The organism is Microbulbifer discodermiae (assembly GCF_040742695.1).
GTDB lineage: Bacteria > Pseudomonadota > Gammaproteobacteria > Pseudomonadales > Cellvibrionaceae > Microbulbifer.
In genome coordinates, this window is the sequence record NZ_JBFLAB010000042.1 from 23,180 (window position 1) to 37,872 (window position 14,693).

Annotated in this window: 14 protein-coding genes; 6 read left to right on the forward strand and 8 right to left on the reverse strand. The window is 58.9% G+C overall.

Translation table 11 applies throughout. The features are described 5' to 3' along the window. Positions 1-275: 275 nt before the first annotated feature. The 4 genes from AB1S50_RS14230 to AB1S50_RS14245 all read right to left on the reverse strand — a co-directional run bounded on the left by AB1S50_RS14230 (position 276) and on the right by AB1S50_RS14245 (position 3,433). The gene (locus AB1S50_RS14230; protein WP_367151517.1) at positions 276-935 is read right to left on the reverse strand and encodes a COG3904 family protein; all 660 of its coding nucleotides are present in this window, start codon (positions 933-935) and stop codon (positions 276-278) included. Positions 936-1,030: 95 nt separating this feature from the next. Next, complete coding sequence (locus tag AB1S50_RS14235; RefSeq protein WP_367151518.1) at positions 1,031-1,648, reverse strand: helix-turn-helix transcriptional regulator; 618 nt, start codon at positions 1,646-1,648, stop codon at positions 1,031-1,033. Between the two features lie 12 nt (positions 1,649-1,660). Next, positions 1,661-2,770 carry an aminotransferase class I/II-fold pyridoxal phosphate-dependent enzyme gene (locus tag AB1S50_RS14240; RefSeq protein WP_367151521.1) on the reverse strand — a complete coding sequence of 370 codons (1,110 nt, stop codon included), beginning with the start codon at positions 2,768-2,770 and terminating at the stop codon, positions 1,661-1,663. Positions 2,771-2,935: 165 nt separating this feature from the next. Further along, on the reverse strand, positions 2,936-3,433 hold the full coding sequence (locus AB1S50_RS14245; protein WP_367151522.1) for a TetR/AcrR family transcriptional regulator: 498 nt from the start codon (positions 3,431-3,433) through the stop codon (positions 2,936-2,938). A 193-nt stretch (positions 3,434-3,626) separates the two neighbouring features. Here AB1S50_RS14245 and AB1S50_RS14250 point away from each other — a divergent pair, with 193 nt between their 5' ends. Next, the gene (locus AB1S50_RS14250; protein ID WP_367151523.1) at positions 3,627-4,160 is read left to right on the forward strand and encodes a dihydrofolate reductase family protein; all 534 of its coding nucleotides are present in this window, start codon (positions 3,627-3,629) and stop codon (positions 4,158-4,160) included. A gap of 305 nt (positions 4,161-4,465) precedes the next feature. Here the strand turns inward: AB1S50_RS14250 and AB1S50_RS14255 are convergent, their stop codons facing one another. Beyond that, complete coding sequence (locus tag AB1S50_RS14255) at positions 4,466-5,008, reverse strand: carboxymuconolactone decarboxylase family protein (protein WP_367151525.1); 543 nt, start codon at positions 5,006-5,008, stop codon at positions 4,466-4,468. 160 nt (positions 5,009-5,168) lie between these two features. On the opposite strand from AB1S50_RS14255, the gene AB1S50_RS14260 reads away from it, so the two are divergent. Next, positions 5,169-5,762, forward strand: coding sequence for a TetR/AcrR family transcriptional regulator (locus AB1S50_RS14260; protein ID WP_367151527.1), 594 nt, complete (start codon positions 5,169-5,171; stop codon positions 5,760-5,762). 11 nt (positions 5,763-5,773) lie between these two features. Here AB1S50_RS14260 and gap read toward each other — a convergent pair whose 3' ends face one another. Together gap and tkt are read right to left on the reverse strand one after the other, a co-directional pair. After that, positions 5,774-6,781 (reverse strand): type I glyceraldehyde-3-phosphate dehydrogenase, encoded by a 1,008-nt coding sequence (gene gap, locus AB1S50_RS14265; protein WP_367151528.1) that lies wholly within the window; start codon positions 6,779-6,781, stop codon positions 5,774-5,776. Between the two features lie 193 nt (positions 6,782-6,974). Further along, positions 6,975-8,978 (reverse strand): transketolase, encoded by a 2,004-nt coding sequence (gene tkt, locus AB1S50_RS14270; RefSeq protein ID WP_367151530.1) that lies wholly within the window; start codon positions 8,976-8,978, stop codon positions 6,975-6,977. A gap of 248 nt (positions 8,979-9,226) precedes the next feature. Between tkt and AB1S50_RS14275 the strand changes: the two genes are divergently transcribed. The 4 genes from AB1S50_RS14275 to metF all read left to right on the forward strand — a co-directional run bounded on the left by AB1S50_RS14275 (position 9,227) and on the right by metF (position 13,776). After that, positions 9,227-10,222, forward strand: a complete 996-nt coding sequence (locus tag AB1S50_RS14275; protein ID WP_367151531.1) for a metalloregulator ArsR/SmtB family transcription factor — start codon at positions 9,227-9,229, stop codon at positions 10,220-10,222. Next, positions 10,219-11,439, forward strand: a complete 1,221-nt coding sequence (gene metK, locus AB1S50_RS14280) for a methionine adenosyltransferase (RefSeq protein ID WP_367151533.1) — start codon at positions 10,219-10,221, stop codon at positions 11,437-11,439. The genes AB1S50_RS14275 and metK overlap by 4 nt, the downstream gene beginning before the upstream one ends. Positions 11,440-11,495: 56 nt before the next feature. Continuing rightward, the gene (gene ahcY, locus AB1S50_RS14285) at positions 11,496-12,881 is read left to right on the forward strand and encodes an adenosylhomocysteinase (protein ID WP_367151535.1); all 1,386 of its coding nucleotides are present in this window, start codon (positions 11,496-11,498) and stop codon (positions 12,879-12,881) included. Between the two features lie 61 nt (positions 12,882-12,942). Then, positions 12,943-13,776 (forward strand): methylenetetrahydrofolate reductase [NAD(P)H], encoded by an 834-nt coding sequence (gene metF / locus AB1S50_RS14290; protein ID WP_367151536.1) that lies wholly within the window; start codon positions 12,943-12,945, stop codon positions 13,774-13,776. A 56-nt stretch (positions 13,777-13,832) separates the two neighbouring features. On the opposite strand, the gene AB1S50_RS14295 is transcribed toward metF, so the two are convergent. Then, a complete protein-coding gene (locus tag AB1S50_RS14295) occupies positions 13,833-14,408 on the reverse strand; it encodes an OmpA family protein (protein ID WP_367151537.1) in 576 nt (191 codons plus the stop codon). Positions 14,409-14,693 lie beyond the last annotated feature (285 nt).

A 14,693-nucleotide genomic window follows, 5' to 3' on the forward strand; every position in this document is an offset into this window, starting at 1 on the left:
TAGATGGATTCGGCAGAGTAAATGCCGGCTTTTATATCTATTGATCCGACTATTTCTTGCGCACTGAAAGTGAAGTGTTGAGATATTAGTCGAACTCTGCTGCAAATAGCCTTATCTTTACCGGTTTTTACCCATCTTTACGCAAGCTTATTGAGCGGCGACATAGCAATTGTCTTACCGCTTCGCGGGCAGGTTCAGCAGAGATTTCCTGAGGGAAAGGAGTGTTCCGAAACGGAATCGGTGTTTGTCTCGCATGCGTCCCGCGGGAGCGGTGCTCAGCTGCTCGACTCCCGATCCGCGAGGGTCTCGCAGCGGTTGTGAAGCCTGTTATCCGGGCTAGAGGGAAGGGCTTGGGTACTCATCCCGAATCGGTTGATTGCCTCGGCCGGCATCCAGTAGATGCTGTCGGCAGGCGCGGCTTCCAGGGTGTACCAGTAAAATTCCGATGCGATTCCCATCTCGTCATAGTAATCGAGGTAGAGCCTGTGCTGGGGATCGTCCCTGGGGACCTCATCGCCATTGACCAGGCCGCCAAAGAGGCCGGCTTCCGCCCAGCTGTGCACGCCGACACAGGCGCCGGGTTCGATCGAGCGCGTCTCACCGGCGAGAAAAAGATCAGTGCCGCCGGAGGCGACTATTCCGTCGGTGGGCACCAGGGTATGCAGGCCGGCGCTGCGGACAAAGCGCGCCGTTTCCAGGTTTGCTTCGTCATCCACGGAACCGGGCACAAATTGAAGCACCAGTGTCTTGATCTGTGCATTTTCGCTGACGACCTTGCGCAACAGGTCCGGTGTGCTCCCATCGATCACACCCTGGGCGACCAGTCGATCCCCCTGAACCACGAACGAAAGCTTCTCATAATCGTCCAGCAGGACACAGCCGGTGGTAGAAATCACCGCGACCAGCAGCAGGAGTTTCGTATGGAGGTTTTTCATGGCGATATCCGTGTTTGTGTAGTTTTACGGGCGCTTTATCGGTCTCCGCGCTTGTCGTTATAGGGAGGCTTTCACCATCCGGTTGCTGCCACCAGCTATTCCGCTTTTTGTATTTTGGGCTCCTGAAGGTACTTGTAGATCGTCGCCCGCCCCAGGCCGACAATCCGCGCAGCGTAGAGGATTGCACCGGGTGCCTTGAATGCGCCCTCGGCATCGAGATCCCGGACCAGCTGGCGCTTCTGCACCCGGTCGAGATTTGAAATTGCGGTTTTGTGGCGCGCCGTCCAGTTGGCGATAAACTGGTTGATACGTTCGTGCCAGTCGTCGCGGAAGAGCGCCTCAGGCTGATCTGTGAGTGCCACCGGCCCGGCAAGATTCTGCAGGGCCAGTATCGCTTCGGTAATCGGTGACAGGTCGAAATTGACACACATCAAACCAAAGGCCCGGCCTTTGTCATCGCGCAGTACATTAGTGACCGAGCGAATACGGCGACCATCCCAGTTGGTTTTCTCATAGGGACCGATAACCCGGGAGTTTTCGTTGAAATCGATGGTATTTAACAAAGACGGATCGCCTTTGTTGCGTTTGGAGAATCCACCGGCGATATGGACTATCTGCTCGGTCGCCAGGTCGTGGAGTACCACCTCGAGATTGGTGCCGAAAACAGCGCAAAGCCCCTCGGCGATCTCGATATAAGGTTCGAAGCCTTCCATCGCCCAGCACCCTCAGGAAAACTGCTGCATATGTTCTCCTAGCCGTTCCAGACCGGCCTCCAGTTGTGCTTTGCGCTCGCCGATCCCGAGTCGCAGATAGCCGTCCAGGCCATAGACATCACCGGGTAACACCAGTACACCTTTTTCCTCACGCAGACTATGGGCCAACGCGGTGGAACCGATATTGGCCCTATAACTGACAAAGGCCATGCCACCGGCCTTGGGCGGAAAAAAGGAAAAGCGGGGATGCTGGTGGATCCAATCGGTCAGCAAGGCTCGATTCTCCCGCAGGATGGTTTTGCTGCGTGAGAGGATGGCCTGTCGCCTTTTCGGTGCAAGTACCAGCTGGCCGATATACTCGCTCAGGGCGCTGGTGGTGATTGAGGTGTAGTCCTTGTAGCGCCAGGTGTCATAGATCTCTGCCGCCGGTCCCACCAGCCAGCCGATTCGCAGGCCCGGTAGAGCCATGGCCTTGGAAAGGCCGGATGTCGCGATGCCTTTTTCATAGAGATCGGCGATGCTCATGGGTTCGTCACCGTCCAGTTCCGAACCCTTGTAAACCTCATCCCCATGCAGGTATACATCGTGACGTCGCGCTATGTCGATCAACCCATCGAGCTGGTCCGGATTCAGCAGTGCGCCGGTCGGATTGTTGGGATGGCAGATGGTGATCAGTCTGGTCTTGTCCGTAACCAGGTCCTCGATCTGGTCGAGATCCAGTTCCCACCCATTCTCCGGGCGCAGTGCTGAGGTTTTCACATTGGCGCCGATTGCCATAGCCCAGCCGTGGATCTGCAGGTAATTGGGTGTGATCACGACAATCTCGTCGCCGGGATCGATAAGCGAGGAGACCAGCAGAAAATTTGCCTCGGCGGAGCCATTGGTCACTATGACTTCATCGCCTGTGCGGTCCCTGTATAGGGCGGCGATGGCCTGCCGCAGTTCGACAGCGCCATTGGTCCAGCCGTAGCCGAGCTGGATTTCCTGCAGCCCGGCCAATTCCTCCCCCGTGAGCAATTCCTTGAGGGTATAGGGATGCACACCACTGTCGGAGAGGTTATAGGGCACAGTGTTTTCGTACAGGGACTGGATACGCTCAAGGGAAAACTCTTCAATCTGCATTTATATAACCCCGCGCTTGCCTGTTGATGAAGGGTTTGAGGATTGAAAGTCTAATATAGACAGCTTGTCTATACCAGCCTGTCAACTTCACCCAATGACTCACTGGCTGTTCCGAACATGGAACTTCAAGGTGCAAATCGATTGTCGCCCTTAAAACCCGCTCAACTACGGGGAAGGGCTTGCGCCGGCGTTTGTGCGGTGGCTGCTCTCTATAGCCCCAATAATTAAACCCATTGAGTCGTCAATACAGTCCATATCCAGCGAGTCAGGGTTGTACTGCATAGCTAAAGCCACACCATGCAGATAGTCGGCCAAGAGGTTTCTAATTTGCTCAAGTTTTGGTTGGGTTAGGTTCAGGGGGGCTAATGCTGTGACTAAACGGTCGCTAAATAGCTCTGCTGGTCCATAGGAAGTCATAGACAAAAAGGTCTCCAATAAGCCTGGATGACTTCGCAATAGTTCGAGATAACTCCTACTAAGTCTCGCCATTTCACCCTTCCAGTCCCCATTGCCCGTCGGTTCATAGATTCCTTCCATCAATGAGGTTGTTACAGCCTCAAGAAGCGAGGCCTTGTTGGAAAAGTAGTGGTAAATAGCCATAGCATCGACACCGAGCCTGCTTGAAACCTGCCTGATACTGGGCACTTTGCTGTTTTCCTTCATAAGGTCACGGGCACAAACTACGATGCTCTCGGATGAAAGCTGGCTCTGTGAACGGCTGGGTCGGCCAGGGCCCTTTTCCTTGACAGGCATTCTTTACCTCTTATAATCACATCAAATTCTACAGTGTAGAAATAATACGCTTTGCGGACCCCAACCGCAAGGCCCTGCTATTGCTTTTGTTGAGAGGTTTGAGATGCCAAACATTGTGTACATTGCTACGAGCCTTGACGGCTATATAGCCGATAAGAGCGGGGGAGTTGATTGGCTACACAGCACTCCTAACCCGGATAACGACGACTGTGGATGGGCTCAATTCATAGCCGGGATTGATGGTCTGGTAATGGGGCGAATCACGTTTGAAGCGGTCTGTGGGTTCGATGTGGAATGGCCTTATTCCGTACCTGTCTTTGTATTGAGCAATTCCATGTCCTCTATTCCGGAAGGATATCGGGATAAAGCTGAAGTGGTCAGAGGGGCATTACCCGATGTGGTGAAGTCTCTTAACGAGAAGGGTCTCAACAATCTGTACATTGACGGAGGAAAAACCATTCAAAGCTTCCTCCAGGCTGGCTTGATTGATGAAATGATCATCACAAAAATTCCTATTCTGCTCGGTGGCGGTTTTTCCTTGTTTGGCGAATTAGCACATCCCATCGCTTTCGAGCATGTTGGTACCAAGGTTCATTTGAACGCTCTAGTGCAAAGCCATTATCGACGAAAACTATAATTAGCTAACAGTATTCAGGCGAGTGAAACAACGAGGTCAATGTCCGCGTCCTTGTCAAATCCAAGTCTTTACAGCTGAGAAAGGGAAATTTCTGCAGCAGCCTGCGGGTAGCGATATACAGGGAAGATTGCTGTTCCGATAGGAAGTAAAACGGGGCTAAGGGGATCGGAGCCGGGTACAGCCGGTTTTCGCGCAAAAAAACACGAAGACTGATAAAACCTTAAAACGGGTTTGGAGGGCAAACGGAAGCGCTGCAGCAAAGGCCGACAGGAGCCGGCCTTTGCGCTTTTGGGGAATTCGCCGGATTAGCGCACAAACTTGGCCAGCCGGGCGTCCACCGGCGTTTTGGCGAAGTGGTTGGTATAGTTGCTCATCACTTTTTGCGCCAGGCCCAGGATAATGTCCAGCAGGTTCTGCTGGGTATAGCCGGCGGCGTAAAAGCGCTCCAGTACCCGGTCCGGGACAACCCCGCGCTCCCGCACTATGGTCAGGGTGGTATCCCTCAGCACCTCCAGCTTTTCCGACGGTAGCGGAGTCTTGTCGACCAGCGCGTTGTTGATAGCGTCGTCCACCTTCATGGACTTGGCGATGGCACTGTGCGCCGGTACACAGTAGTGGCAATTATGTTCCACATTGATGGTCTGCCAGACTACCGTCATCTCGTCTGCATCAAATGAGCTGTCTAAAAAATGCTGGTGTAAATCCTGGTAGGCGGCCAGGGCCGAGGGCGACTCCGCCATTACGCCGTGCAGGCCCGGGATCAGGCCGAACCCCTGGATGGATTTCTGCAACAGGGGTTTGCTTTTCTCCGGGGCACTGTCGAGGTCGTGAATCTGAAACTCTTTCATTGTCGAATCTACCACTTTGCTGATTGGGTTTAATTGTTGAGCAATTGCTCAACATTGGTGCAGGCTACACAATATTGAGCGATCGTTCAAGATCTTTTTAACATTGTCACGGAGGTTCCGGCAGGATAGAATTTGAGCGATCGCTCAAGCCGGAGGCAGCATGGCCAATACTGCGAAATTCGACCGCCAGGAGGTACTGGGCAAGGCAACCCGCCTCTTCTGGCGAAAGGGGTTCCACGCCACTTCAACCCGTGATATTCAGCAGGCGACAAGTCTGCGCCCGGGTAGCATTTATGCTGCTTTTGGCAGTAAATCAGGGCTTTTCAAAGAAGTTTTGGCCTTTTACGCACAAAATGGGGCTGAAACGCTCCGGCAATGCATTGAGGGAGAGAAGACGATACTGGGTGGCCTACAGGCATTTTTCCGCTACACGCTGCTCGGGGGAAACAAGGACGCCCCCAACGAGCTCTGCCTGTTGGTGAAATCCCTCTCTGAGCTGGACGAAGGGGAGCCAGAACTGCTGAGCGAGACCCGCAGCCTGCTGGTGGCCGTTGAGAATAGGTTTCGCAACTATCTGGAAGCCGCGGTCAGTGCCGGGGAGTTGCCGGCCACGACTGACACCTCCGCGCTCGCAAGGCAGTTACAGGTCAAACTGATCGGCCTGCGCAGCTATCTCCGCGCCAGCTCCGATCGCAAGGCTGTAGAGAGGATGATCGATAATCTGTTCGAAATGCCCCTGGTGCAGTCACATTGAACCCCGCCAACTCAGGCGAGTTTCGTCACCACATCCAGCATCCGGTTCGCGAAGCCCCATTCGTTGTCGAACCAGGTCAGAACTTTAACCAGCTTGCCGCCGGCAACGCGGGTCTGGCTGGCATCGACAATGCCGGAGCGGGGATCGTGATTGTAATCGCAGGAGGCGAGGGGTTCCTCGCTGTAGCCCAGCACACCGGAGAAGTCATTCTCTGCCGCCGACCGCAGGACATCGTTGACTTCCGCCTGGGTGACCGATTGATGTAACTGCACCGACAAATCGATGGCGGACACATTGACCGTGGGAACCCGCATGGCCTGGGCCTGAAAGCGGCCCGCCAGGTTGGGCAGTATACGCTCGATACCGCGCGCCAGTCCGGTGTCAACCGGGATTATGGAGGTCATTGCGGAACGGGTTTTGCGCAGGTCGGTGTGATGGTAGGCGTCGCTCACCGGCTGGTCATTCATGGCGGCGTGAATGGTGGTGATAACCCCGGCATCGATACCAAAAGCCCTGTCCAGCGCGGCAATGACCGGCACACTGCAGTTGGTGGTGCAGGAGGCAGCGGAAACGATGGTCTCGGCTCCGGTGAGCACATGGTCGTTGACGCCGTGGACAATGGTGGCGTCCACGTCGCGGCTGGCGGGCTGGGAAAACAGCACTTTCCTTGCCCCGGCTCGGAGGTGTAACCGGGCGCGCTCGGGCTCGACAAAGCTGCCGGTGCATTCGAGCACCACATCGACACCGGGGGTGGACCAGTCCAGGCCCTCCAGTTGCTCGCAGTGGGTAACCGCTATAGGGTCGCCGTTGACGATCAGGGTGTCCCGTTCAACCGCCACCTCCCCAGCGAAACGGCCGTGTACCGAGTCGTACTTGGTCAGGTGCGCTATGGTGGCGCAGTCCGCCAGTTCGTTGATGGCGACGATGCGCAGACGATCCCGAGCGCCGGATTCATACAGGGCGCGCAACACTGAGCGGCCGATACGGCCATAGCCATTGATGGCGAGTCTGATACTCATCGCAAACTAACCACTGTCAACCTAGGGAACCTCTGAGTAATCCATCCGATGACTTTTCACCGATTGAATCGTCGCCCTTAAAACCCTGCGCGAATGCGCCGGGTCACATGTCTTTGGATACTCTGCGCCGGCCTTTGCCCGGCATCCTGTGGTGCCGGGGATGGCGGGCGCAGGAGTTCCGGTGTGTGGGCCGCTATTTGAGCAGCGCTGCCACCGCCTGAGCCACTTTGTCGGCGCTGAAACCGAAGTGTTGCATCAGTTCGCCGCCGGGTGCGGATTCGCCGAAGCTGCTCATGCCGACGATATCACCGTCGAAACCCACAAACTTATACCAATAGTCCCGGTGTCCCGCCTCCACAGCGACGCGGCTGCGCACGGACGAGGGCAATACCGACTCGCGGTAGGCCTGGTCCTGATCCATAAAGGCTTCGGCGCAGGGCATGGACACCACGCGGATTTTCCGGTCCGCCAGCTGTTTCCTGGCGGCCATGGCCAGTTCCACCTCGGAGCCGGTGGCGATGATGATGGCGTCCGGCACGCCGTCGCAGTCCGCCAGCACATAGCCGCCCTTTTCGATCTGCAGCAGCTGCGCCTGATCGCGCTGCTGGGGCGCCAGGCCCTGGCGGCTGAAAACCAGCGCACTGGGACCTTCGCTGCGGGTGACGGCCATTTTCCACGCCACGGCGGATTCGGTGGCATCGCAGGGGCGCCAGGTATACAGGTTGGGCGTTGAACGCAGCGCGGTCAGCTGTTCCACTGGCTGGTGGGTGGGGCCGTCCTCGCCCAGGCCGATGGAGTCGTGGGTGTAGACAAAGATTACGCGCTGCTTCATCAGCGCCGCCATGCGCACGGCGTTGCGGGCATACTCCATAAACATCAGGAAGGTTGCGCCGTAGGGCACAAAGCCACCGTGCAGCGCTATGCCATTCATAATGGCGCTCATGCCGAACTCGCGCACCCCGTAGTAGACATAATTGCCGCTGGCGTCGGTGGGAGTCACGCCTTTGGAGCCGGACCAGATGGTGAGGTTGGAGCCGGCCAGATCGGCGGAGCCGCCGAGAAATTCCGGCAGTAATGGGCCAAAGGCGTTGAGGGTATTCTGGCTGGCCTTGCGGGAGGCGATTTTGTCCCCCCGCTCCTGGCACTCCCGGATGTAGGCGTCCGCCTCGGCGGGGAAACTGGCCGGCAGTTCTCCGCTGATACGGCGTTCGAATTCGGCTGCCAGCTGCGGGAAGGCCTCCTGGTAGTCGGCGAAGATATCGCGCCACTCGTCCTCCTGCGCCTCGCCTTTGCCGCGGGCGTCCCAGCCTGTGTACACGGACTCGGGAATTTCGAAGGGGGGGTGGGTCCAGTTGATGGTCTCGCGCACCAGGGCGATTTCGTCCTCTCCCAGCGGTGCACCGTGGCACTCCTCGCGGCCCTGCTTGTTGGGGGAGCCGAAGCCGATCACGGTTTTGCAGCAGATGAGGGTGGGCCTGCCGGTCTCCGCCCGGGCCTCCTCAATGGCCGCTTTGATGGCCGTGTGGTCGTGGCCGTCCACACCCGCGATCACGTGCCAGCCGTAAGACTGGAAGCGCCCGGGGGTGTCATCGGTGAACCAGCCCTCTACCTCGCCGTCGATGGAAATACCGTTGTCGTCGTAGAAGGCGATCAACTTGCCCAGCTTCAGGGTACCCGCCAGGGAGCAGGCCTCGTGGGAGATCCCCTCCATCAGGCAGCCGTCGCCGAGGAAGCAGTAGGTGTGGTGATCCACCAGCTCGTAACCCGGGCGATTGAACTGTGCCGCCAGCACCTTCTCCGCCAGCGCCATGCCCACCGCATTGGTGATGCCCTGGCCCAGGGGGCCGGTGGTGGTCTCCACTCCCGGGGCATATCCGTACTCCGGGTGGCCCGGGGTCTTGGAGTGCAACTGGCGGAAGTTTTGCAGTTCCTCCAGGGGCAGATCGTAACCGGACAGGTGCAGCAGGGAGTAGAGCAGCATGGACCCGTGGCCGTTGGACAGTACGAAGCGGTCGCGGTCGGCCCAGTCCGGGTTGGCCGGGTTGTGCTTCAGGTAGTCGTTCCACAGCACTTCGGCGATGTCCGCCATGCCCATGGGAGCGCCGGGATGGCCGCTGTTGGCCTTCTGCACGGCATCCATGGAGAGGGCGCGGACGGCATTGGCCAGTTCGGTGCGGGACGGTTTTGGCGGGGTCATAAGGCTCAACTCTCCGGGTATCAGTTTGGGTCCGGGACCCGCGACCGGCCGGCCGCGGCAGGGAAAATGGGGGCGTATTCTCCCGCAATCGGCGCCGGTGCGCAAAGGCGGGGAGCCAATTTGCCCGCACGCCCCGGCTGATTCCATGTCGCCGGGGAGCGGGAGGTCCGGATCTTCATCAAAAAATATTTATAAAGCTATATCAAAGTTCTTTGATATATAGGATTGCCGCTGTTAGACTCGCCGTCATGTCCCAGTCCCCCGGCCCCCTGAGTGCCGCCGACCCGGTCGTTGGCACCGAGATCCCGCAGCTGGCCGCGCGCCTCAAGGCGGCAGCGGACCCCCTGCGCCTGGAGGTTCTGCGCCTGCTCAGCCAGGACTCCTACAGCGTGTTGGAACTCTGCCGCATGCTCAACCTGCGCCAGCCGGCCTTGAGCCACCACCTCAAGGTGCTGTCCCAGGCGGGGCTGGTGAGCAAGCGCCGCGAGGGCAACAACCTCTTTTACCGCCGCAGCAGTGACAACGGCATTTTAGGTCCGCTGTTCACCGGCCTGGATCAACTGCCGCTGTCGGCGGCGCGGGCGGAGGCGGTGGCGGCAGTGGCGGCGGAGCGGGCCGAGGCGTCGCGGCGTTTTTTTGCCGACTACGGTAACCGTTTCCGCGCGCAGCAGGAGTTGATTGCCGGTTACGAAGTATATGGGCCCCAGGTAGCACAATTGCTGAGCCCCGCAACTACCGCTGTGGAAGTGGGGCCGGGTGAGGGGGAGTTCCTGGCCGAGCTGGCGCCGCGCTTCGAGCGAGTGATGGCGCTGGATCTCTCCAGCACCATGCTGGCGCGCGCGCGACAGTTCGCCGACGACCAGGCGCTGGGGAATATCGATTTCGTGCACGGCGATACCCGCAAAGTGGCGGCGCGCCCGCGCAGCGTCGACACCATAGTGATGAACATGGTGTTGCACCACACCCCGGCGCCGGCCGAGATCTTCCGCGACCTGGCGGTGGCGCTGAAACCCGGCGGGCAACTGCTGGTGGCGGAGCTGCAGGCGCACAAACAGGACTGGGCGCGCGATGCCTGTGGCGACCTCTGGCTGGGGTTCGCCCCGGAGCAGCTGCACGACTGGGCGGTGGAGGCCGGCCTCGCCAGCGGCCGCAGCGTCTACAACGCATTGCGCAACGGCTTTCAGATTCAGATTCGAGAATTTATAAAACCGCCGCAGGCGGTATCAATGGAGAACTTCGCATGAGCGAGTACAGACTGTTCACCTCGGAATCGGTATCCGAGGGACACCCGGACAAAATCGCCGACCAGATTTCCGACGCGGTGCTGGACGCCCTGCTGGCCCGGGACAAATATGCCCGTGTGGCCTGTGAGACACTGGTCAAAACGGGTATCGCGGTGATTGCCGGCGAGATCTCCACCTCCGCCTGGGTGGACCTGGAAGACCTGGTGCGCCGGGTGATCACGGATATTGGCTACACCTCCTCGGACGTGGGCTACGACGGCGACACCTGCGGTGTTATCAACGTGATCGGCAAGCAGTCCATGGATATCGCCCAGGGCGTGGACCGCGCCAAGCCGGAAGACCAGGGTGCCGGCGACCAGGGCCTGATGTTCGGCTATGCCACCGATGAAACCCCCACCTTTATGCCGGCGCCGATCTATTTTGCGCACCGTCTGGTGGAGCGCCAGGCGGAGGCGCGCAAGTCCGGCCTGCTGCCGTGGCTGCGCCCCGATGCCAAGAGCCAGATTACTTTCCGCTACGACGACCAGGGTAAACCCTGCGCTATCGACGCGGTGGTGCTGTCCACCCAGCATAACCCCGATGTCAGCCAGGCGGATCTGCGCGAGGCGGTACTGGAGCTGATCATTCACCACACGCTGCCGCCGGAGTGGCTGCACGCCGGGACCAAATATCATATCAACCCCACCGGCAAGTTCGTCATCGGCGGCCCGGTTGGCGACTGCGGCCTCACCGGGCGCAAGATCATCGTCGATACCTACGGAGGTTCGGCGCGTCACGGTGGGGGTGCCTTCTCCGGTAAGGACCCGTCCAAAGTGGATCGCTCTGCCGCCTATGCGGGTCGCTATGTGGCCAAAAATATTGTCGCGGCGGGACTGGCCAAGCGCTGTGAAATACAGGTGTCCTACGCCATCGGCGTAGCCGAGCCCACTTCCGTTGCCATCAACACCTTCGGCACCGGCCGGGTCGGCGAGGACCGGTTGATCGAGCTGGTGCGCGAGCACTTCGATCTGCGTCCCTACGCAATTTCCCGCGCGCTGGACCTGCTGCACCCCATGTACCAGCTCACCGCCGCTTACGGACATTTCGGTCGCGAGCCCTTCGAGCACACCTACCATTGGAGCGACGGCAATAGTGACAAGCGCAGCGAAACCTTTGTGGCGTTTCCGTGGGAAAAAACCGACAAGGCGCAGGTCCTGCGCGATCACGCTGGTATTTAATTTTATTCACATGCGCGGGCAGTGCCCGCGCGGACAAGAACAGACAAGGTTTGGTAATGAATCAGATGAGCACCGAATTCAAAGACTTTAAAGTTGCCGATATCGCCCTGGCCGACTGGGGGCGCCGGGAAATCGAGATCGCCGAAGGGGAAATGCCGGCACTGATGACACTGCGCGCCAAGTACGAGGCCGAGCAGCCCTTGCAGGGCGCGCGCATCATGGGCTGCATCCATATGACCATCCAGACCGCGGTACTGATCGAAACCCTGGTCGCGCTCGGCGCACAGGTCCGCTGGTCCTCGTGCAATATTTTCTCCACCCAGGACCATGCGGCGGCGGCCATCGCCGCGCGGGGTATTCCGGTCTTCGCCTGGAAAGGTGAAACCGAGGAGGAGTACACCTGGTGCCTGGAGCGCACCGTGGGTGCCGATGTGGCCGGCTGGCAGCCCAATATGATTCTCGACGACGGCGGCGACCTCACCGAACTGCTGCACCGCAGCTACCCGGAAATCCTGGATCACTGCCACGGTGTCAGCGAAGAGACCACCACCGGCGTGCACCGTTTGCAGGAAATGTTGCGCGAAGGCACCCTCAAGGTCCCGGCGATCAACGTCAACGACTCCGTGACCAAGAGTAAAAACGACAACAAGTACGGCTGTCGCCACAGCCTCAACGACGCCATCAAGCGGGGCACCGACCATTTGCTGTCCGGGAAAAAAGCCCTGGTGATCGGCTACGGCGATGTGGGCAAGGGTTCCGCCGCCTCCCTGCGCCAGGAAGGTATGATTGTGAAGGTGTCGGAAGTGGATCCCATCTGTGCCATGCAGGCGTGCATGGACGGCTTCGAGTTGGTGTCCCCCTACGTCGACGGAATCAATACCGGCGGCACCGACGGCATCAACAGGGAACTGCTGGCCAACACTGATTTGCTGGTGACCACTACCGGCAATACCAATGTATGTGATGCGCCGATGCTACAGGCGCTCAAAAGCGGTGCCGTGGTCTGCAACATCGGCCACTTCGATAACGAAATAGACACCGCCTATATGCGCGAGCACTGGCAGTGGCAGGAAGTAAAGCCGCAGGTGCACAAGATAGTGCGCAATGCCGCCACCAACGACCACCTGCTGTTGCTGTCCGAAGGCCGGCTGGTAAACCTGGGCAACGCCACCGGACACCCGAGCCGTATTATGGACGGCTCTTTTGCCAACCAGGTGCTGGCCCAGATCCATCTGTACCGGGAAAAATTCGCCAACCTGCCGGCGGACCAGAAAACCTCCGCTCTATACGTGAAGGTTTTGCCCAAAAAGCTGGACGAGGAAGTGGCCCGCTATATGGTCGAGGGTTTCGGTGGTGTGATTACCCGCATGACCGGGGCCCAGGCCGACTATATCGGCGTATCCGTGGACGGACCCTACAAGCCCGAGAGTTACAAATACTAATCCACCGCTGACGCCGCTCGTGTAGGGCGGCGGCGCAGCGGGGCACCGGAAAGACAGCACCATGACCGATACACCCAGAATCAGCTTCGAGTTTTTCCCGCCCAAAACCCCCGAGGGGCGGGAGAGGCTGTATCAAACCCGCGCGACCCTGCAAGCGTTCCAGCCGGCGTTTTTCTCCGTCACCTATGGCGCCGGAGGCACCACCCGCGAAACCACCGCGGATATCGTCACCAACCTGTGCCGCGATGGTATCTCCATCGCGCCGCACCTCTCCTTCGGTGGCGACAATGAGGAAACGGTGCTGGGTCTACTCAACCAATATCGGGATGCCGGGGTGGACCGTATCGTCGCCCTGCGCGGGGACATGCCTTCCGGTATGGGTGCGGTGGCACAACTGGTGTACGCCAACGAGCTGGTCGCCTTTATCCGCCGCCACACCGGCGAACATTTCCACCTGGAAGTGGCTGCCTACCCGGAGATTCATCCCGAAGCGGAGACTTATGACGCCAATATCCGCTACCTGAAAGGGAAGTTTGAAGCGGGTGCCGACAGCGCCCTGACCCAGTATTTTTACAACCCCGACGCCTACTTCTATTTCCTCGATCAGTGCGACAGCGCCGGCATCGAAGCGCCCATCTATCCGGGTATCATGCCGATCGTCAACTTTGCCAATCTCGCCCGCTTTTCACGCAATTGCGGCGCGGAGATTCCGCGCTGGCTGCGCCTGCGCATGGAGCATTTCAGCAACCCGGACGATGCCCGCAAACTGGGCCAGGAAGTGGTGACCGACCTGTGCGAAACCCTGTTGGAGGGCGGCGCGCCGGGCCTGCATTTTTACACCATGAACCAGGCGCAGCCCACCGCGGAGATACTGAGCGCGTTGAGCCTCGATTAAGGGGCTGCCGGCGGAGTGGCCCGGACAGTCGAAAACTGTTTATTCCGTAGTCCGAGCTACCGGAGCTTGGGTTTTAGGGGCTGCCGGTCGAAATTGAGCACGCGGATGACCAGGCGGCGGTTTAGCCGCTGCCCTTCCGGTGTGCTGTCGTCGGCGATGGGCAGGGAAGCGCCGAATCCCTGTGCCTCTATGCGTTCCGCGTCTATGCCCCGCTCGATCAGAAAGCGTCCCACCCAGTCGGCGCGCCACTGGGACAGTTTGAGATTTTTGTCCGCTTCCCCCTCGCTGTCGGTGTGGGCCTCAATGGCGATGCGCAGACTGGGGTAGTCGCGCATAATCACCAGTAGCGCCTCTAGATCCCGCAGCGTATCCATGCGCGGCGCAGAGCCGCCCGTCCTGAATCTGACCCCCAGGGTAAATTCCCCATCCTGCACCCCGGAGCCGTTTCTCAGGTAACGCACCAGAGCGTCGCCCAGTGGTGCGGCCCGGCGCGCCGCCTTCTCACCCGCGCTGTCTGCCACCTTTTCCCGCGGCGTCAGCGGGTATACATATTTTTTGTGGGGGTCGTAGCAGCCGCCCAGGAAGAGAGTCCCGGCCAGTATCAGGATCGCGAGCGGAACAAACCGCGTCATTGGTATGCTTCCGAGTCAGAGATATTTGTAGTGTAGTCAGGCCACGGTTTTTCCGCCCTTATAGCCGGGGCTGGCCAAGCTGTGTGGAATAAGCTGCCACTCATTTATTGATCGATTTTTTTGACGGCCGGAAGAATACCCCTAGGGAACGTCTGAATAACTCAACAATCGCTACGGCAGTATCAGTATTTTCTGGTGCGGGCCTGAATTTGACCAAAACAACCCTGAGATTGTTTGTTTTTTCACCTGGAATCTACTTCTCAGCAGATTCCAGGTGCACTGGCC